The 18,823-nt window shown below is 50.7% G+C and carries 12 protein-coding genes; 10 read left to right on the top strand and 2 right to left on the bottom strand.

Annotated features, from left to right (window positions below; all coding sequences use genetic code 11):
• Nucleotides 1–128 precede the first annotated feature (128 nt).
• From rng to B5P39_RS00520, 9 genes are all read left to right on the top strand, one after another.
• Nucleotides 129–1,595, top strand: a complete 1,467-nt coding sequence (gene rng / locus B5P39_RS00480) for a ribonuclease G (protein ID WP_049764552.1) — start codon at nt 129–131, stop codon at nt 1,593–1,595.
• A complete protein-coding gene (locus B5P39_RS00485; protein ID WP_088210049.1) occupies nt 1,595–5,848 on the top strand; it encodes a YhdP family protein in 4,254 nt (1,417 codons plus the stop codon). Before rng ends, B5P39_RS00485 begins: the two co-directional genes overlap by 1 nt.
• Nucleotides 5,772–6,620: a carbon-nitrogen hydrolase family protein gene (locus tag B5P39_RS00490; protein ID WP_088210050.1), complete on the top strand. Its 849-nt coding sequence runs from the start codon at nt 5,772–5,774 to the stop codon at nt 6,618–6,620. Before B5P39_RS00485 ends, B5P39_RS00490 begins: the two co-directional genes overlap by 77 nt.
• 124 nt (nt 6,621–6,744) lie before the next feature.
• Complete coding sequence (gene tldD / locus B5P39_RS00495; protein ID WP_088210389.1) at nt 6,745–8,193, top strand: metalloprotease TldD; 1,449 nt, start codon at nt 6,745–6,747, stop codon at nt 8,191–8,193.
• Between the two features lie 110 nt (nt 8,194–8,303).
• The gene (locus B5P39_RS00500; protein WP_039978447.1) at nt 8,304–9,725 is read left to right on the top strand and encodes a TolC family protein; all 1,422 of its coding nucleotides are present in this window, start codon (nt 8,304–8,306) and stop codon (nt 9,723–9,725) included.
• Nucleotides 9,715–10,689 (top strand): HlyD family secretion protein, encoded by a 975-nt coding sequence (locus tag B5P39_RS00505; RefSeq protein ID WP_055648022.1) that lies wholly within the window; start codon nt 9,715–9,717, stop codon nt 10,687–10,689. Before B5P39_RS00500 ends, B5P39_RS00505 begins: the two co-directional genes overlap by 11 nt.
• Before the next feature lie 5 nt (nt 10,690–10,694).
• Nucleotides 10,695–11,990: an ABC transporter permease gene (locus tag B5P39_RS00510; protein ID WP_088210051.1), complete on the top strand. Its 1,296-nt coding sequence runs from the start codon at nt 10,695–10,697 to the stop codon at nt 11,988–11,990.
• A gap of 1 nt (nt 11,991) precedes the next feature.
• Nucleotides 11,992–13,143 carry an ABC transporter permease gene (locus B5P39_RS00515; protein WP_088210052.1) on the top strand — a complete coding sequence of 384 codons (1,152 nt, stop codon included), beginning with the start codon at nt 11,992–11,994 and terminating at the stop codon, nt 13,141–13,143.
• A 168-nt stretch (nt 13,144–13,311) separates the two neighbouring features.
• Nucleotides 13,312–13,713 (top strand): hypothetical protein, encoded by a 402-nt coding sequence (locus B5P39_RS00520; protein WP_088210053.1) that lies wholly within the window; start codon nt 13,312–13,314, stop codon nt 13,711–13,713.
• A 144-nt stretch (nt 13,714–13,857) separates the two neighbouring features.
• On the opposite strand, the gene B5P39_RS00525 is transcribed toward B5P39_RS00520, so the two are convergent.
• Nucleotides 13,858–14,397: a porin family protein gene (locus tag B5P39_RS00525; RefSeq protein ID WP_088210054.1), complete on the bottom strand. Its 540-nt coding sequence runs from the start codon at nt 14,395–14,397 to the stop codon at nt 13,858–13,860.
• A gap of 530 nt (nt 14,398–14,927) precedes the next feature.
• Between B5P39_RS00525 and B5P39_RS00530 the strand changes: the two genes are divergently transcribed.
• Nucleotides 14,928–16,259: an APC family permease gene (locus B5P39_RS00530; protein ID WP_088210055.1), complete on the top strand. Its 1,332-nt coding sequence runs from the start codon at nt 14,928–14,930 to the stop codon at nt 16,257–16,259.
• Between the two features lie 53 nt (nt 16,260–16,312).
• On the opposite strand, the gene B5P39_RS00535 is transcribed toward B5P39_RS00530, so the two are convergent.
• Entirely contained in the window at nt 16,313–18,802 is a 2,490-nt protein-coding gene (locus tag B5P39_RS00535) for an Ig-like domain-containing protein (RefSeq protein WP_088210056.1), read from the bottom strand.
• Between the last annotated feature and the right edge of the window lie 21 nt (nt 18,803–18,823).

Genomic DNA, 18,823 nt, shown 5'->3' on the forward strand with positions numbered 1-18,823 from the left:
AGTATCCGCAAGACAAACATCTGTGATATTGGTTTTCAGGCTTAAAACATACTGAGATTAATTTAATTTCCCTAATGGGGTGAGTCGTGAATACCGGTCGCTTAAATCCGAATAAAGTTCAGCGCAAGATGGGTTCAGAATTACTGATTAACGTAACCCCATCTGAGGCACGTGTGGCTCTGGTTGAGCATGGCGTGCTGCAAGAAGTCCATATCGAGAGGCGCATGAAGCGCGGTCTGGTGGGCAATATTTACAAGGGCAAAATCAGCCGTGTGTTGCCCGGCATGCAAGCCGCCTTTGTGGATATTGGCTTAGATAAAGCCGCGTTTTTACATGCCTCCGACATAGTGCCGCACACCGAATGCGTGGCCGATGTGGAAAAAGGCCATTTTGTGGTCCGTGATATCGCCGAGTTGGTTCGCCAAGGGCAAGATATTATGGTGCAGGTGGTAAAAGATCCGCTCGGCACTAAAGGTGCGCGCCTAACCACAGATATCACTCTGCCTTCCCGTTATCTGGTGTTTATGCCAGGATCAAGCCATGTTGGGGTATCTCAGCGGATTGAGCAGGAAGAAGAGCGCAGTCGTCTTAAGAAAATCACTCTGCCTTTCGTCGATGAAGACGGCGGCTTTATTATCCGCACCGCCGCCGAAGGCGTAGGTGAGGATGAACTTGCCCAGGATGCGGCCTTTCTGCGCCGTGTATGGTCTAAGGTCTCCGAGCGGCGTCAGCGCCGTGGCGTGGCACTCTTGTATCAAGATCTCGCCCTGCCAGTGCGCATTGTGCGCGACTTTGTCGGAACCGAATTAGATAGAATTCAAGTCGATTCGCGCCGCACCTTTGCCGAGCTGCAAGCCTTCGCCCAAGAGTTTATGCCGGAAATTGCCGACAAGATTGAGCACTATTCTGGGCCTGCACCAATTTTTGATCTCTACGATGTGGAGAATGAAATCCAGCGCGCCCTAGGTCGCAAGGTCGAGCTCAAATCGGGTGGCTATCTGATTATCGATCAGACCGAGGCCATGACCACGGTCGATATCAACACCGGTGCCTTTGTGGGCCACCGTAATCTTGAAGAAACCATCTTCAACACTAACCTCGAAGCAACCCAAGCGATTGCGCGGCAATTGAGGCTACGTAACCTCGGTGGCATCATCATTATCGACTTTATCGATATGCTGAGCGACGAGCATAAAACGCGGGTACTCAATAGCTTAAATAGCGCGCTTGCCAAGGACAGAGTCAAGACGAATGTCAGTGGCTTCTCGGGGCTTGGGTTAGTCGAAATGACCCGTAAGCGCACTCGCGAAAGCTTGGAGCACGTGCTGTGCGGCGAATGTCCTGCCTGTCAGAGCACGGGCAGCATGAAAACGGTTGAAACGGTTTCTTATGAAATCTTCCGTGAAATCATTCGCTTGAATCGAGCCTATGATGCCGATGAGTTTTTGCTTTACTGCTCGCCCGCTGTATATAACAGCTTAAGTGGCGATGAAAGTCATCTGGTCGCCGAGCTTGAGGTCTACATCGGCAAACGCATTCGCCTGCAAAATGAGCCCATGTATTCCCAGCACAAATACGACGTGGTGATGATGTAGTGGCAACGCTTTTTACTGCGAAAAAACTCAGCCGTTTTTGCTGGCAATTACTGGCGCTGATCTTAGTCTTGTTTGCCCTGACGGTAAGCTTGATCCGCGGATTATTGCCCCAAGTAGACGGTGTGCGTCAGCAGTTAGTTGAGTATGTAAAAAGCGAATATCAAATTGATGTGCAGGTCGGTGAGTTATCCGCCCAGTGGCAGGCCTTTGGCCCAGCCGTGACGGTCGATAATCTGGTGATCCCACTGCAGGAAAAACTCCCCGTTACCGTGCTGGTCAAGAACGTCCAAATTAAATTGGATTTTTGGCAATCGCTGCTAACGACCAGCCCGCGCATCGAAGATGTGAATTTCGATGGCGTTCATATTGCCCTCGATATCGATAAATTATCGGGTAATAAGGCGCCGGGCGCGGCCAATCAAACGGCGCAAACCGATTGGCTGTATAAGCTACTGTTAAAGCAGCTCGAACGTTTCTCGCTGACGGATGCCTCGGTGCAACTGTTGAGCTTGCAGCATGAATATCGACCCATCCATATTCGCCACCTTAACTGGCGTAATAGTGGCGAGCGCCACCGTGGTGCAGGGGAAATTTACCTCGATAACAATGCTTCGGTAAATGAGTCCCTCAGTTTGCAGCTCGATATTCAGGGCGACGCAACTGCGCCAGATACCCTGAAAGGTCAAATCTATCTGGCCGCCCAGTCCTTAGATTTAGGGGAATGGGCATCACGCCAACCTAATCCCTATGATCCTAGCCAAAAGTTACCTTTAGAAGGGGTAGTCAATCTTAAGGCGTGGTTTGATTTTGCCCACCGCAGTTTAAGCGCTGGACAGGTGCAGTTTGAACCCAGTTGGTTGCAGTGGTCGATGGAAGATGCACCGCAAAAGTTTGAAATCCAGTCCGGCAGTATTAGTTGGGTTCCCAAGGACACGGGCTGGGAAATCAGCAGCACCGATCTTAACTTTGTTACTAACGGTGAACATTGGCCCGATCTTAAGCTCGCGGCCAAGCAGCAAGATGATGCCTTTTATGCCTATGTGAGTCGCTTGGATTTACCGACCTTATTTCCACTCTTACCATTATTTCCGGGTGTCGATTTAGCCGTACTTGAGCAATGGTTCCATCTCGCGCCCGAAGGCAGTGTTGGGCCGATCCGTCTCTATCAAAGCGCTAAGCAACCCTTGCTCGCCAGTACACATATCAAGCAATTGCATTGGCAGAAAGTTGAAGGCATACCTAACACCAATCCATTAGATTTAGCATTGCAGTGGCAGAATGACAGCTTAGTGTTTTCGCTGCCAGAGCAGACCTATACCCTCGATTTTGGCGATCAGTTTTCAGCGCCTTTAGTGCTGCATGGTGCAGAGTTAACGGGCGCCTTCGATACCCAAAGGGCGACCTTATCTGTGCCTGAAGTACTGTTCGAAAACGACGATATTGGCGTGTCTGCCGCCCTAAAACTGGATTTTAGCGCCGAAGCCAGCATGTCACTCGCCGCCAATGTGGCCGTTAAAAATGCCGCCAATGCAGACAGATACTTCCCCGTCAAAGCCATGGGCGAGGCGTTGGTGGAGTATTTAGATGGTGCTATCAAGGCGGGTCAGAGTCAAAATGCCCAAGTGTTATGGCAGGGCGCCCTAGCGCATTTTCCCTTTGAGGATAATAGTGGGGTCTTCCAAGCGGCCTTTACCTTAGACAACGCCGAGTACCAATTTCAACCCGATTGGCCTGCGGTGACTGAGCTTTCCCTCGATGCCTTGTTTGAAAATGCTCGCATGGATATCTGGGTTAACCAAGGCAAATTGATGAATGTGGTGGCCGATGGCGCCCATGTATTTATCCCCGAATTAGGCGAGCATTCGCTGTTAAAAATTCAGGCCGATCTCGCCACCAATGGTAGCGCCGCCACCCAAGTGCTACAGGCATCACCGCTCGCCGATACTGTGGGCAAGACCTTAAGTGTCGTGCAAGTGCAGGGCGCGGTGACGGGGAATTTAGATATCAGTATCCCATTGTACGAGGGTGAGGCCGAGGATATCCGTGGTCAAATTGCGTTTGATAATACGCCCGTATTTATTGCCCAGCCCGGGTTACAGCTCAAGGCCGTGACGGGCACAGTGCAGTTTGCAAATGAGATTGTTGAAGGCAAAGGCATCAAATCCCGCCTATTTGAGCAGCCCTTCGAATTTAGTTTTGCCACTAAACCCGAGGGCAAAGATTTTGCGCTCAATGTGGATATGAAGAGCCGTTGGGATCTCAGCCGTTTACCACAAGAGTTGCAAAATCCCTTGAGTGATTTTTACCAAGGTAAATTCGCTTGGGGTGGTAACTTGAATATGGTGTTCGACGATCAAGGCTATCAAATTCAAGCCAATGTCGGCTCAGATCTCGTAGGTGTCACCTTGAAATTGCCGGGCGCCTTTGCCAAACCCGAAGATGAACCTAGACCCTTAATGGCGGAGTTTTCTGGCGATCAGCAGACGGCAACGCTAAGGGTAAAACTGGATAAACAGGCCGAGTTTATTGGTGGCTTCGAGGCCGAAAAGGGCACTCAATTCAGCTATTTTGACTTGTTACTGGGTCGACTCTTCGATGCGGCCGAGGTGCCTAATACCGAGCTTGGGCATATCAAGATTGATGTAACCAGCGGCAAGCTCGCCAATTGGTTACCTGTAATTAATGCCTTTGTCGGCACAGACAACAAGCCCACCCGCACCGGTATTTTAGTGGAAGAGGCGAGCCACTCGGCTTTGTTCCCCTCGGTGGTTGGGATCGATGCCAATATCGGCAAGTTTGATTTATTAGGCCAAGGGCTGACCGAGCTTAGATTGAGCGCTAAGCCTAACGAACATGGCTGGCGCTTCGATGCCAAGGCCAGCGAGTTTGAAGGCTGGATCGATTTTTATCCCAACTGGATGGCCCAAGGATTAAAAGTTAACGCCAGTAAGTTTTATTTCTCCCCCGAAGTAAAACCCGAAGGGGAAGCCGATTTCGCCGCGGATCAGGTGCTCACTAATTTACCGCCGGTTGCCGTGAATGTGGAAGATTTTCGCTTCTTCGACAAAGCATTCGGGAAGCTGGTCTTGCAGGCGAGCCCGCAACCTTTGGGCTATCGTATTCAGACCCTATCGTTAACGACGCCAGAGGTGTCCTTACAGGGCAACGGCATTTGGCAGCAGCAGAATGGTCAAAACCAAACACAATTAACGGTGAGCTTAAACGCCAGTCAGTTTAATTATTTGAGTCAGCAATTGGGCATCGACCCAGGTGTGAATGAGGCGCCTTTGAAGGTGAATGCCGAGCTTAAGTGGCAAGGTGCGCCCTATGCTTTCTCCCTCAATACCTTAAACGGCAAAGTGAAGTTTGAGCTGGGTAAGGGGCATTTATCCCAAGTGAGCGATAAGGGCGCGCGGATATTCTCTCTGTTCAGTCTCGACTCCTTAGTACGTAAGTTATCCTTAGATTTCAGTGACGTGTTCGGCCAGGGCATGTACTTCAACTCTTTTAGCGGCAATCTGCAAATCGATAATGGCGTGGTTAAAACCACGGATACCGAAATGGATGCGATTGCGGGCAATATGAAGGTGCGCGGCTATACGGATCTCACCAGCGAAAGCTTAAATTACGATATCCGTTTTGTGCCGCAATTGGCGTCGAGTGTGCCGACCGTGGTACTGCTCAGTACCAGTGCGTGGACGTTGGGGCTTGGTGCATTTGCGCTGACCAAAGTGCTCGAACCTGTGATTGAGGTGATTTCGGAAATTCGCTTCCGAGTCACAGGCACTATGTCCGATCCTGTAGTGGAAGAACTCGAGCGTAAGAGTAAAGAGATTGAGATCCCCGAGTCGATTCTGCCTATGGTGGGTGGCGAATTGCCTGCACCAACCGAGGGCGTTGAGCCTAAGGCCGATGCGGCGCCAATCAAGAATAGTGCCCCGACTAAGAAAGACGCTACGCCGTCCGTCGAGCCTGAAAAAAACAATGAGCAGCCTGCGCCAGATGCTGATAAACCTAAAGAGAAACCAGCAAAAGCGGTCGAGGAAGACGCATTACCCCAAGCGCCAACGCTCCCTAAGGTAGAGCCTGCTGAGCCGCCCCAAGTCGAACCCGAACAGCCTAAGCCTGTGAGCCCCAAGGTGGCATTGTCGATAAACACAATTCAAGGAGATAGTCATGCGCATCAGCCTGTTGCAATGTCAGAGCAGTCGCGACGTCAGCGCGAATCTGTTGTTTATCGAATCGCAGCTTGAGGAATTAACCCGTGAGCGCCTGCAATGGGACAAAGATGCCCCGCATTTAGTGGTGTTACCAGAATGTAGCCTGCTGTTTGGTGGCCATGAGAGTCAACAACTCGCCTATGCGGGCGACAGTTATCTTAGCCCGCTAAAATCCGCCTTAAGTGCCTTAGCCGCCCGTTACTGCGTGTATATGGTGGCGGGAACCATCCCCGCGCTGGCGGAGGATGGACGCGTCTACAGCCGTTGTTATCTGTTTGATGATAAAGGTGATACCTTAGGGCAATACGATAAACTGCATCTGTTTGACGTGGATGTCGCCGACGGCACTAAGCAATACCGTGAGAGTGAAACCTTCTGCCCCGGCAATCATATCAGTGTCATCGACACCCCTTTTGGCAAAATTGGCTTGACCATCTGTTATGATTTACGCTTTCCGGATTTATTCAGGGCGCTGCGCCTCGCGGGAGCCGAGATCATTACCGTGCCTTCGGCCTTTACTAAGGTCACGGGAGAAGCCCATTGGCAGGTGTTATTACAGGCCAGAGCCATTGAAACCCAATGCTTTATTTTGGCCGCCGCCCAATGGGGCGCCCATAACGAAGGCAGCCGCGAGACCTGGGGGCAGAGCATGGCAATATGCCCTTGGGGCGAGGTGATTGCCGAGCAGAAAACCGGTACAGGTTGGGTGCATGCCGATATCGATGTGGCCGAGGTGCACAGCATTCGCAGTAAAATGCCCGTGGCGCAACATAATCGCTTTACTGCACCGAACCTTAAGCCTTGAACAGATCAAGCCTTGAACAGATTAAGCCTTCAACAGATTAAGATGAAATAGACTCACAGCGAATTTAAGTTGTTTAAAAATGAGTGAGTTGCCAATTTTAGCCAAGCTTTCAGAGAGAACCGCGATGCCTTTTTTAGCACAAGTAGAGCAAAGTTTATTAAAGGGTGGCTTAGCCCTAGATGGGTTACAGAGTTATTTAAACACCATACATCAACATAAAGTCGATTTTTCCGATCTCTATTTCCAAGGCAGTCGCCACGAATCTTGGGTGCTTGAAGATGGCATTATTAAAGATGGTAGCTTCCATATCGAACGAGGTGTCGGTGTGCGTGCCATCAGCGGCGAGAAAACCGGTTTTGCCTATGCAGATGATATTACGCCAGCAGCATTAAGCGCAGCGGCCGAGGCGGCGCGTGGTATTGCTGGGGCGGGTGAGCAGGCCAAGGTGCAGGCTTTCAAACGTCAACAAGCCTTGGCGCTGTACGATAGTCTCGATCCTATCGCCGCCATGGAAGAAGTGAAAAAAATCAACCTGCTGAAAGAGGCCGATGCCTATATCCGTAGCCTCGACAGCCGCATAATCCAAGTGGTGATTAGCCTCGCGGGTGTGCATGAAGAAATTCTGGTTGCCGCTAGTGACGGTACCTTGGCCGCGGATATTCGCCCGTTAGTGCGCTTTAATTGCAGCGTTATTTTAGAAGAAAATGGCAAGCGTGAGCGTGGTAGCGCCGGTGGCGGTGGTCGTCACGATTACAGCGTGTTTATGATGACGGATGAAACCGGTTTACCTATGTGCTTTGCCTTCGCCCGCGAAGCGGTGCGTCAGGCGCAAGTCAACCTCAATGCCATCGATGCGCCAGCCGGAGAGATGCCTGTGGTGCTCGGTAATGGTTGGCCGGGCGTATTGCTGCACGAGGCCGTGGGTCATGGTCTAGAAGGTGACTTTAACCGCAAGGGCAGCAGCGCCTTTAGTGGCATGATCGGCGAGCAAGTGGCTTCGAAGCTCGTGACTGTGGTGGACGATGGTACGCTTGCGAATCGCCGTGGCTCACTGAGCATCGACGATGAAGGCGTACAAGCCCAGAGAACCGTGTTAATCGAAGACGGTATTCTTAAAGGCTATATGCAGGATAAATTAAATGCGCGCCTGATGGGCGTGGCACCGACGGGTAATGGTCGCCGTGAATCCTATGCGCATCTGCCTATGCCTCGCATGACCAACACTTATATGACGGCGGGCGAGTCTGATCCGAGCGAGATCATCAAGTCAGTGAAGAAGGGCATTTATGCGCCTAACTTTGGCGGCGGTCAGGTGGATATCACCTCGGGCAAGTTCGTGTTCTCCGCGTCTGAAGCCTATCTGATTGAAAATGGTGAAGTGACTCAAGCGATTAAGGGCGCTACCCTGATTGGTAATGGCCCAGAAGCCATGAGCCAAATTTCTATGGTGGGCAACGACATGGCCCTAGATAAGGGCGTTGGTGTGTGTGGTAAAGATGGTCAAAGCGTGCCTGTGGGTGTCGGTCAACCGACCCTCAAACTTGACCGTTTAACCGTTGGGGGTACGGCGTAACCCGCTTGTTTACTGTCTAGGCAGCACTTAAGGCGGTGGGTTCTAGCCGCCTTCCATGATGGATGTTATCATTCGCAAAGGAAATTAGAGTAACTACTCTAGAGGTGTTAATGAAACTATCACGTTTGGCATGGCTGTGTTTATTGCCTTTGCCCTCGCTATTGCCGTTAGCGGCCAATGCCCAGCCCAGTAGCTTTACTGAGGCTTGGCAGCAAGTGCTTAAGGTAAGCGATAAACTCCAGGCCCAATCCCAAGAGGTGAATCGCGCCAAGGGTGAGCAAGAGGCTGGCGAAAGTTTAAATCTGCCGTCCCTCAGCCTGAATGGCAGTTATACCCACCTCGAAAAACCAATCGAATTAGATTTAAGGGATCTCAATCCCTTAGCCTCGCTTGACCCTGCGACCTTGCCACCCGCACTCGGCGGTGCTTTGGCGAGTATTCCGGGTTCATTATTTGTCACGCCCTTTACCGAGCAAGATATTTTTCGCGCCAGCTTACAGGCGATGTGGCCGATTTATACCGGCGGCCAGATCACCGCGGCTCAAGGCATTCATGCGGCCATGGTGGCCGAGAAGCAACAGGAATTACAGTTAGCGACCCGCGACTTATTCACTCAGTTAGTTGATCGTTATTATGCCGTCGACGTGACTCAATCCCTCGTCAGCACCCAAACCGAGCTGGTGGCCTCCTTAACTAAGCACGTTGACCACGCGCTAGCGCTGGAGCGCGAAGGGCAAATCGCTAAGGTTGAGCGCCTGAATGCTCAAGTTGCCTTAGACAACGCTAAGGTCAATTTAGGCAGCGCCCGCCGTCAACATGAAATGGCCGTTATCGCCCTATCGCGCATGTTGCAGCTGAGTGATGTCAGCACTAACTCGCCATTATTTGTGTTGCCACAGGCGCCTTCATTGGGGGATTTGACCCAAGTGACCCTGAGCCAACATCCCGCACTTAAACTGCTCGAGGCTAAAGAGGCGCAGGCAAATGGCTTGGTTTCCTTAGAGAAAGGCAAATACCACCCAACGGTTTTCCTCTTTGGTAATTACACCTTATACGAAGATGACAGCTTATTTTCTAAGGTGGAGCCGGACTGGATGGTCGGTGTCGGTGTAAAAGTGCCCTTGCTGAGCCGCGATGGCCGCAGCGGTAAAGTGGAAGCGGCTAAGAGTGCCTTGCTGCAAGCCCGTTACACTAAGGCGCAGACGCGCCAAGACTTAAGTTTGTTGCTCGACCAAAGCTATCGCCAGTTATTGCAGGCCGAGGAAGAGGTTAAGGCATTGAATACCTCACTCGAACTGGCCAGCGAAAACCTGCGTTTAAGGGAAATCGCCTTTAACCAAGGGCTTTCGACTTCTATCGACAGGGTCGATGCCGAATTAAAACTGAGCGCTGTTAAAACCCAGCAGCTCGGTGCCAGTTATCGCTATGTGCAAGCCTATGCCAGATTAATGGCCATCAGTGGTCAATTAGATGAATTTATCGGTCGCAGTGCCACAGGCGCTCAATCGCAGGAGACTATCAATGCGCGCTAACAGAATCCTTGCCCTAACGGCGTTGGTCGCATTAGGCCTTATCTTAGCCTATGGGCTCAAACTGGCTTATAGCCCGCAGCCGAGCTTGTTGCAGGGGCAAATTGAAGCCCGTGAATATAACGTATCCTCCAAAGTACCTGGGCGGGTAGAGCAAGTGCTTGTGCGCCGTGGCGATAGCGTCAGCGAAGGTGATTTATTATTTGCCATTCATAGTCCTGAATTGGATGCCAAGTTGATGCAGGCCGAAGGCGGCCGAGATGCGGCTAAGGCGTTGCAACAGGAGGCGAATAACGGCGCCCGCACCCAAGAGGTGATGGCGGCTAAGGAACAATGGCTCAAGGCGCAAGCGGCGGCAACGCTGGCGAAAACCACTTATACCCGAGTGGAAAATCTCTTCAACGAAGGAGTCGCGGCAAGACAAAAACGCGATGAAGCCTTTACCCAGTGGCAAGCGGCCAAGTACACAGAACAAGCCGCATTAGCCATGTATCAAATGGCCGAAGAAGGCGCGCGGGTCGAAACCAAAGCCGCAGCGGCGGGTAATGCTCGCATGGCTGAAGGGGCGGTGAAAGAAGTCAGCGCCATTATGGCCGACAGCCAAATGCGCGCACCTAAGTCTGGGGAAATCAGCGAAGTATTGTTGCAAGCGGGGGAGCTAGCCCCGAGCGGCTTCCCAGTGGTAAGCCTTATCGACATGCAGGACGCTTGGGCGGTATTCCAAGTGCGTGAAGATCAGCTAAAACGTTTTAAAAAGGGCGACAAGCTGCCATTAACCATTCCCGCGCTAGATAAAACCGTGGAGTTCACCGTCTCCCATATTAGCGTGATGGGCGACTTTGCGACTTGGCGTTCAACCGAAAGTGGCCATGATTTTGATATGCGCACCTTCGAGGTGGAGTTGCGCCCAACTGCGCCGATCCCTGATCTGCGTGTTGGTATGTCTGTGCTGCTCAGTGCCGAGTAAACATTGTGGCCAAGTTACCGAGCGAGCAAATGCATTTGAGCGAGTCTAAGCTGTTGAACGAGGCTCAGAATGCGGCGCAGCCTGTATCTTTAGGCATCATTGCATTAGTGCGCCGCGAGCTTAGGGCGCTATGGCGCGATCCTTGGCAACTGGCCCTTATCAGTTACATCCCACTGCTGGGCATCTTGTGTCTCTGGTGGTTATTTAGTGCTGGGCTACCACGGCAATTACCCGTGGCGATTGTCGACCAAGACCACAGCCAATTGAGCCGAATGTTGACCCGTCAACTCAAAGCCAACCCTGTGACTGAGCCGCGCAGTTTTACCGATCTCCCTTCGGCCGTCGCGGCCATGCAGCAGGCGCAGGTCTATGCCGTGGTGGTATTTCCCCATGATATGAAAAAGGATTTACTCACCGGCCATAAACCAACAATCGATGTGCGTTACAACAGCCAGTTTTTGCTGGTGGGTAAGCTGCTGTCGAGCCAAATTCAGTTGAGTCTAGGCGATGGGCTGTTACAGGTCACAGGCCTTAAGCAGCTGATGACGGGTACGCCAAAATCCCAAGTGGCGGTGAATTTAAGCCCAGTAAAGAGCCAAACGACCGCGCTGTTTAACCGTAATAACAACTACATAGGTTTTTTAGTGCCGCCGGTATTGGTTGCACTCTGGCAGTTATTATCTATGTTGGTGATGGCTAACAGCTTAAATCGCGAGTTACACCTTAATGCCGCGCAGTCAGAGGATGGGATCTCCAATCGATTGACCAAGCATTTTTGGCCGAAAGTGTTGGCTAAAATCCTGTTGTTTACCCCGATATTGATGCTGCAAGGCGGGTTTATCCTCGCTTGGTTGTATCTGTATCTGGCTTTGCCTTTTGCAGGTAGTTTAGCGCTGCTGCTGTTTGCCCAGTTGATTATGCTACTGGCGATGTGGAGCCTAGTGTTGTTTATCTTTGTGCTGATGCGCGATAGCGCGCGGGTCATCAGTTTTTGTACTGCGCTGTTTGCGCCAGCCTTCGCCTTTATGGGGATCACTTTCCCCACCCATGAAATGCCGCAACTCGCTCAGTGGTGGCGACTCATTATGCCATCGAGCCATTATATTGAGTCCCATGTCAGCGTGGTGAGTTATGGCGCGACTTGGTCAACGGTGGCGCAGCAACTCACTAGTTATTGGGGGTTTATCGGTTTATTGCCGCTGATTTATTTCTTGGCGATTAAATTACTGCCGATGACGGTAAAAGCTCAGGCTGAAGCGGCGGCATACGATGCGGCGCCACTTGCTGCGAAGGGGCAATAGCATGAATTTATGGCAGTTAGTGCTAACAGAATTAAAGGCGATTGTGAGTGACAAGGCAATTGCCGTGACCCTATTCGGCGGTGTGCTGTTTTATTCTGTGCTCTATCCCTTGCCTTACTTGCACCAAGTCCCAACAGAACAACAGCTTATCGTGGTGGATTTAGATCATTCCTCCCTAAGCCGTCAACTTATTCGTCATGCGGATGCCAGCGCAAAAATTCAGGTGATAGGTCAAGTTGGCTCCATTACTGAGGCGAAGCGTTTTATCGAAACCGGCAAGGCCCATGGCTTACTGGTGATCCCCGAAGGATTTCGTCGCGACTTGCTGCTGGGCAAGGGCGTAACCTTAAGCTACGGCGGCGATGCCAGTTACTTCTTGATTTATTCGGCAGTGGCCGAGGGGCTTGTCAGCGCGGGGATGGATGCGGGCAAACAAGTGCAATTGATTGGGATGCTCGCGCAGGGGAAAAATCCTAAAGAAGCCGAGCAGAACCTGAACTCGCTGCATTTAAACAGCGTGCCCGCCTTTAACCCTAGTCTGGGTTATACCCCCTACGTGGTGCCTGGGCTCTTCTTACTTATCCTGCATCAAACCTTGTTGATTGGGACTGGGATCTTAGGCGCGGGTCAGTGGCGCAGCCGCAGCTATTGGCAACAGGTGTCGCCGTTGCAATTGGTCTGTGGTCGAATTCTTGCCTTTATGTTGATTTATATGGTGTTTACCAGCTTTTATGTGGGGTATTGCTACCACTGGTATAAGGTGAGTATTCAAGCGAGTCTTGGCCAAGTGGCGCTCTGGTTGTTGCCGTTTTTACTGGCGACGGCTGCGGCTGGGGTTGCGATGAGCACCTTGTTTACCCGCCGCGATTTACCGACCCAAGTATTGCTGCTGATTTCTATGCCGATTCTGTTCGTCTCCGGCTTTGTCTGGCCGATTGCCTTGATCCCCGAGCCTTTGGTGCTGGGCTCGCAGATTATCCCTGCGGTGCCCGCCATTATGGGGATGTTGGAGCTGAACCAAATGGGCGCCAGCTGGGCGAGTGTGCTGCCAAAGTGGTTACAGCTTTGGGGGCTGTTTGTGCTGTTTTTTGGGCTTGCGATTTTAGGGATTAAACGTCGTGCGCGGGCATTAGCTGAACTTAATGCGTCTTAGGCGACGCTGTTATTCGTACCGACAAAACACTGATTTTTGCGTTTGTATTAAATTTGTTATTGGATATTAGGCAGATATAGATATAATCGTCCGGCAAAAAATTAAACAGGGGCCGTTTAATTTCGAAGCAGTTGCTTCATTTTTTTATCGCATCAAAAGGAAGATGAAATGCGTAAAATTACTTTACTCTCTTTGGCCATGGGTACTTGTCTGTTGGCCGCCTGCGCCGCTAAACCTCCCATCGTTGCACAAGAAAAAACCGTTGAAATCGATGGTATCAACCTCGTTTTTGGCGGTAGCTACGATACTGAACGCAAAAATATTTCACTGTCTGTGAATGGCGATTCAGTGATGAAAGGGACTTTCCCTCCTTACACGCCAACCCAAAACCTTAGCGGTAAATACAAGGGTTACACCATCTCTAGCCAATGCTATTTCGGTTCAGTGTTAGGTAGCCAAGGTGGCGCATTTGGTGCGATTGCTGGCGTGATCCAAGCGACGAAATCCAGCTCGGGCGATAAATGCGACATGCTGGTTAACGGTAAAATCGTCGAAAGCCTTTACTTCTAAGCATACCTCACATCGCTATCTGGCCCCTGTATCTTGTATGTGTTCCCTTGTGGATAGTTGTATCGAACTCGGTAGGCTGTTTAAAAAAAGGGAGTACCCAAATAAGCGAGGTACTCCAAGAAAATAATGAGGGAGAAAATACTGTTAGAACTTGTAGTCTAAGGTGAGGTAAACCTGCTGACTGTTGTTAATTTCATTGCCGTTTTCTTCATAGTCTTGGGCTAAATAACGATAGCCAAGATCCGATGAGAAATGCTCGCTCCATTTGTATTGCACGCCAACTTGACCACCATACACAAAATCGGTTGCCGATTTGCCTGAGACCTTGTTGTCGTTGGCGCCAATGCTGACACCGGCGAACAGGTTAACGTCTTTATGCACGGGTAACAGGTAGTCATAGGACACTAACCAGCTGTACTGTTCCTGTTTGAACTTATCGTTGGCAAAGTTGAACTTGTCTTCCATATAGCCAAACGTACCGGTAATGCGGTGGTTTTGCTCAATCAGCATACCAACGCGGGCTTGGTAGCTTAGATCTTCAGTATCTTTATTGATCACACCTTCAATTTCATCGGCTTGATAACCTAAACCCATACCCGCGAAGTAATCGATTTCGACGGCTTGAACGCTGCTACACAGTAAGGCTGCACCAGTTGCCATCATCATGGTTTTATTTAGTTTCATCATGGACTCCTAAGACTGCTAAGTCGTTTTATCAAAATAATATCGGGTTGATGGAACATACTTTACGGCAACCCCTTGGTGTGGATAAGCCCATAACAGCGTGTCTCTTTGTCTCAAAAATCGCGACAATCGGAGCTGTCTCACAGTGGTAAGTACAATATTTGCGCGCTTTATTCGGGGCAGAACCATTTCACTCCATGCCAGCCTTCATCTGCTTAGACCCGCTTTACCGTACAGAGGACACAGATAGGCAACTTAATGCCCTTATTGGGTTGTCTTCGACGCTGTTTTGGGGGAGAATGCGCGCCGCAAAAATAACCGGGGTATTCAGTATCCCGGTTATTTTCTTTTTGAGCGTATGGGTTTTAAACCAATTGAGGCCGGTAAACATCCGGAAATGATATGAGGTTCGTTTGAACCTACTTTACTGAGGACAATTCAATGGGGCTGTTGTTTACCGGATGTTCGGTAGTTGCCGTAAATCAAGCTGTTACGTTTGCAATTCCACCTGCTGCAAAAGGAGGTTGGATATGAGCCAACAAAATCCAGGCTTAAAGCAAAGCCTTAGTCTGTGGCAAGTGGTGGTGATGGGATTAGCCTATCTCACGCCTATGGCCGTGTTTGACACCTTTGGCATTGTCTCCGAGATCACCTCAGGCCATGTGGCCACCTCTTACCTGCTCGCGTTAGCGGGGATCCTGTTTACCGCCTTTAGCTATGGTCACTTAGTGCGTAAATATCCCTATGCGGGCTCGGCTTATACCTATGCGCAAAAAACCTTTAGCCCGAATGTGGGCTTTATGGTGGGCTGGTCATCGCTGCTCGATTATATGTTTATGCCGATGATCAATATGCTGCTGGCAAAGATTTACCTGACGGCCATGTTCCCTAACGTCGAGCCGTGGATTTTTATCTTTGGTTTAGTCGCTGTGATGACGGTATTAAACCTCAGGGGCATAGATTTAGTGGCGAATTTTAATGGCGTTATCGTATTCGCTCAGATAGCCATTATCTTAGTTTTCATTGGCTTAATGGCCCACAGTCTGTCCCTTGGCGAAGGTGAAGGTGTGATTGCCAGTGTGCGTCCATTCTATTCCGAAGAGATAACCCTTGCGCCGCTGTTTACTGGCGCGACCATTCTGTGTTTCTCCTTCTTGGGCTTCGATGGCTTAAGTTCCTTGAGTGAAGAAACCAAGGACGCTAAGCGGGTGATCCCCCGCGCTATCGTGCTAACTGCTTTGATTGGCGGCGTGATTTTTGTCAGCGTGTCCTATTTCTTACAGCTGTTTTTCCCAGATATTTCTCGTTTCCAACAGTTAGATGCTGTGCTGCCGGAGATTGCCCTGTATGTGGGCGGCAATTTATTCCAGTCAGTGGTACTGGTGGCAACCACCATTGCGGTTTTAGCCTCGGGCATGGCCGCCCATGCGGGCGTGGCACGTATTCTCTACGTGATGGGTCGCGACAATATGCTGCCCAATAAAGGCTTTGGCTATATTCACCCCAAATGGCGCACGCCGGCATTTAACGTGATTCTGGTGGGATTACTGGCGCTTTCGGCTGTGTCCTTCGACCTCGAAATGGCACTGGCGCTCGTCAACTTCGGCGCGTTGGTTGCCTTTACCTTTGTGAACCTGTCGGTGATAGTGCAGTTTTATATCAAAGAGAAACGTAACCAATCCTTGAAAGACCACTTTCAGTACTTCGTCTTACCCTTGTGCGGCGCGGCGACTATTGGCGTGCTGTGGATTAACCTTGAGCCTCAGTCCCTAGAGCTTGGTTTGATTTGGGCGGCTGTCGGGGTCTTGTACTTGGCGCTGCGAAGCCTGCGTTTACGCAAGGCGGTAGAGTTACAGAATTAACCAATAGATTGAGCTAGAAAGTAAAAGACCCGCTTTGGCGGGTCTTTTGGTTTTTACAGTGTCGGCACGGTAAAGCTGAGGGTGGTCTTAACTTGCTTGGGCGTAGTGGTCACGACGCTGATCTGACTCCCCGCAGAGGCGGTGAAACTGAGCGGTGTGCCTAAGCCATTCTTCGCGGTGAGAGTATTGGCTACCTCAATGATATCTGGCGTACCGTTACAATCGACGCAGAGCTCGATTTGAGTCTTAGCAGGCATAATTTGTTTGGCACTGTCATGTACAAACACCACAAACTTAGACTCGCTACCTGCTGCAACGGGTTTAATATCATTGACGCTTGCGAGTAACACACCGTCTTGCTGCACACTGATATAAGCTTGCGAACCCGACATGCTTAACACCAAAGCCTTACGCACATAGGTTTTGTTGGCTTGACCAGTGCCACAGAGGCTGCCTTCACATTGAGGGCCGTTAAACTTGCCATCGGCGACGGGATAGGTCTCTCGGGCGAGGTTATCGAAATAAGGTTCACCACTGTCGCGGCTAAAGTTTTCATTATCATCACGAAACGCCGTTGGTAAGTCGCTAAAACCGCTACTGTGGAAGGTTTCCACATCCATACCATTACCGCTGCAGTGAGTTGCTACACCATTAAATAAACAAGCGTTTGCGATAGCGCCACCATCGGCACTATCAAACTGATTGTTGCCGTTAGTGTCGAAGAAGGTTTCGTGACCCAAGGCATAGGCCAAGATGGTAATACGGTGATCTTGAGGGCGATAAGCGCTTGAAGTCCAAGTCACGCTACAGGCACCATTTTGCGTCAGGCAGCTTGGGGCGATTTGGCCACCTTCGGTGGTGAAGTTCACCGTAGTATCATCGGGCGCAGGGTTACCAAAACTGTCCGACAGTCTGGCGGTAATAGTCGCGGTTTCACCGTTATAATCGCCCGCTTCGGGATTAAATATTGTCGTCGAAAGACCAAAGCCAAGCTGCTGCGGCAGGCCAGTATTAACCGTTAATTGCTCAGATTGGCTAGTGATCACTTCCTTGGTATCGGCATCCACTGCGCTGGCGACCACACGAACTGGGGTCGGCACAGTACCCGAAAGCACACGCACACTGGCGATACCTTGGGCGTTTGTTTGCCCCTCGGCATTGGCGCTGCCATTGGCAAAACTTAAACCGCCGACCACAGTATCTAAGCTAAAACTAACCTTTTGCTGCGCTGCGGGCTGGCCATTGGCGCTGGTGACTTTAAAGCTCACCAGTGATGATTCGCTCGACCCAGTCCCACCTGCGCCTTTAATGCGAATTTGGTTGGGTTCGGCCGCTTCAAAGCTCAGACTGGCTAAGGTTTGACGTTGAAGCGTAAAGGGGAAGTTCGCCGTCAGCGTTTGATTACCCACGACTGTGGTTGCGACGATTTGATCGTTACGCTCGCTATTCCCGCTGCAGCTGGTGTCTTGGAAGGTCGAGCTGGCATTACCCGATAGGGTCGTGACAGGCGAGTCTAAGCTCGCATTATTGCTGGCGGTACAGTCAGAGCTGAAACTGATGGATGACGGCGCCTGTACGCGAGTGATAGTGCCATCGCTGGCCTCTAACACTAAGCTTGCGGTCACACCAAAGCTGCCGCCCGCACTGATTTTATAACTGCCATCGGCCTGCGCCGTTAACGTACTCGCCAGTTTACCTTCGGTAAAACTGCTGCCAGTAAAGGAGCCTAATTTTAGGGTGCCGGCTTCGTTAACGGCATCTTTGCTGAGCACTTCATATAAGCTGCTGCTTTGTAGCGATTGCCCTTGATAATCCACTGTTACCGTTAAGGCATTGGCGCCTAACTCGGTGGCGCTCGGGGTATAACTGACTTGGGCAATACCTTTATCATCTGTTAGCGCGCTGGCAGGGGTTAAGGTGGCCGAACCCGCGCTAAAGGTGACCTTAGCATCGGCAATACCGTTACTCTCGGCATCGAGGAAAATGGCTTGCAGTTGTACGGCTTCATCCACTTTAAAGCGAGTCACTACATTCGCGCCGCTTTGAATACTGGCACTCAGTTTTGGGGCGATGGATGCACCAGTGCCGTCGATAATCCCTGTAAATTCAAAGTTGCGAGTCGCCGATAGCGCCGTGCTGGAGTCATTTGGGGTAGTGGTCGCTGTAATAGTGCCAGCATTGATAAGCAAATCTGGATTACTCACAATCACAACGGCTTCACCGTTGCTATCTGTGAGTTTGCTTTCCGGTGTTAACGCCCCAAGGTCGTTCGTAAAGTTAACTCTCTGATTGCTAACCTTAGCCGAACCTTTGTTTAACTTGGCGACAGCACAAAAACCTGCGTCTTTAGGGAAACTTTGAAGTGAGGTAAAACTGCCACATTGACTACCCGATAGAGTTTTAAAGTCGATAGACAGTTTGTAAATACCGTCGCTGGCATCTGTGCCACCGTTATCTTCGTCAGAAGGGCCGTTACAGCCCCAAAGTCCAAATAAGCCAATAGAAAGCAAAGTAAGATTGCAAAACGTGTTGCTAAATCGCATAAGCAAACATCCTTGTTGGGC

The organism is Shewanella sp. Shew256, assembly GCF_002196695.1.
In the GTDB taxonomy this organism is placed as follows: Bacteria; Pseudomonadota; Gammaproteobacteria; order Enterobacterales; family Shewanellaceae; genus Shewanella; species Shewanella mangrovisoli.

Excerpts from the sequence above, each read along its gene's own strand:
- B5P39_RS00535 (WP_088210056.1), bottom strand. The coding sequence starts at position 18,802 with ATGCGATTTAGCAACACGTTTTGCAATCTTACTTTGCTTTCTATTGGC.
- B5P39_RS00525 (WP_088210054.1), bottom strand. The coding sequence starts at position 14,397 with ATGAAACTAAATAAAACCATGATGATGGCAACTGGTGCAGCCTTACTG.
- rng (WP_049764552.1), top strand. The coding sequence starts at position 129 with ATGGGTTCAGAATTACTGATTAACGTAACCCCATCTGAGGCACGTGTG.
- B5P39_RS00490 (WP_088210050.1), top strand. The coding sequence starts at position 5,772 with ATGCGCATCAGCCTGTTGCAATGTCAGAGCAGTCGCGACGTCAGCGCG.
- B5P39_RS00515 (WP_088210052.1), top strand. The coding sequence starts at position 11,992 with ATGAATTTATGGCAGTTAGTGCTAACAGAATTAAAGGCGATTGTGAGT.
- B5P39_RS00520 (WP_088210053.1), top strand. The coding sequence starts at position 13,312 with ATGCGTAAAATTACTTTACTCTCTTTGGCCATGGGTACTTGTCTGTTG.
- B5P39_RS00500 (WP_039978447.1), top strand. The coding sequence starts at position 8,304 with ATGAAACTATCACGTTTGGCATGGCTGTGTTTATTGCCTTTGCCCTCG.
- tldD (WP_088210389.1), top strand. The coding sequence starts at position 6,745 with ATGCCTTTTTTAGCACAAGTAGAGCAAAGTTTATTAAAGGGTGGCTTA.
- B5P39_RS00505 (WP_055648022.1), top strand. The coding sequence starts at position 9,715 with ATGCGCGCTAACAGAATCCTTGCCCTAACGGCGTTGGTCGCATTAGGC.
- B5P39_RS00530 (WP_088210055.1), top strand. The coding sequence starts at position 14,928 with ATGAGCCAACAAAATCCAGGCTTAAAGCAAAGCCTTAGTCTGTGGCAA.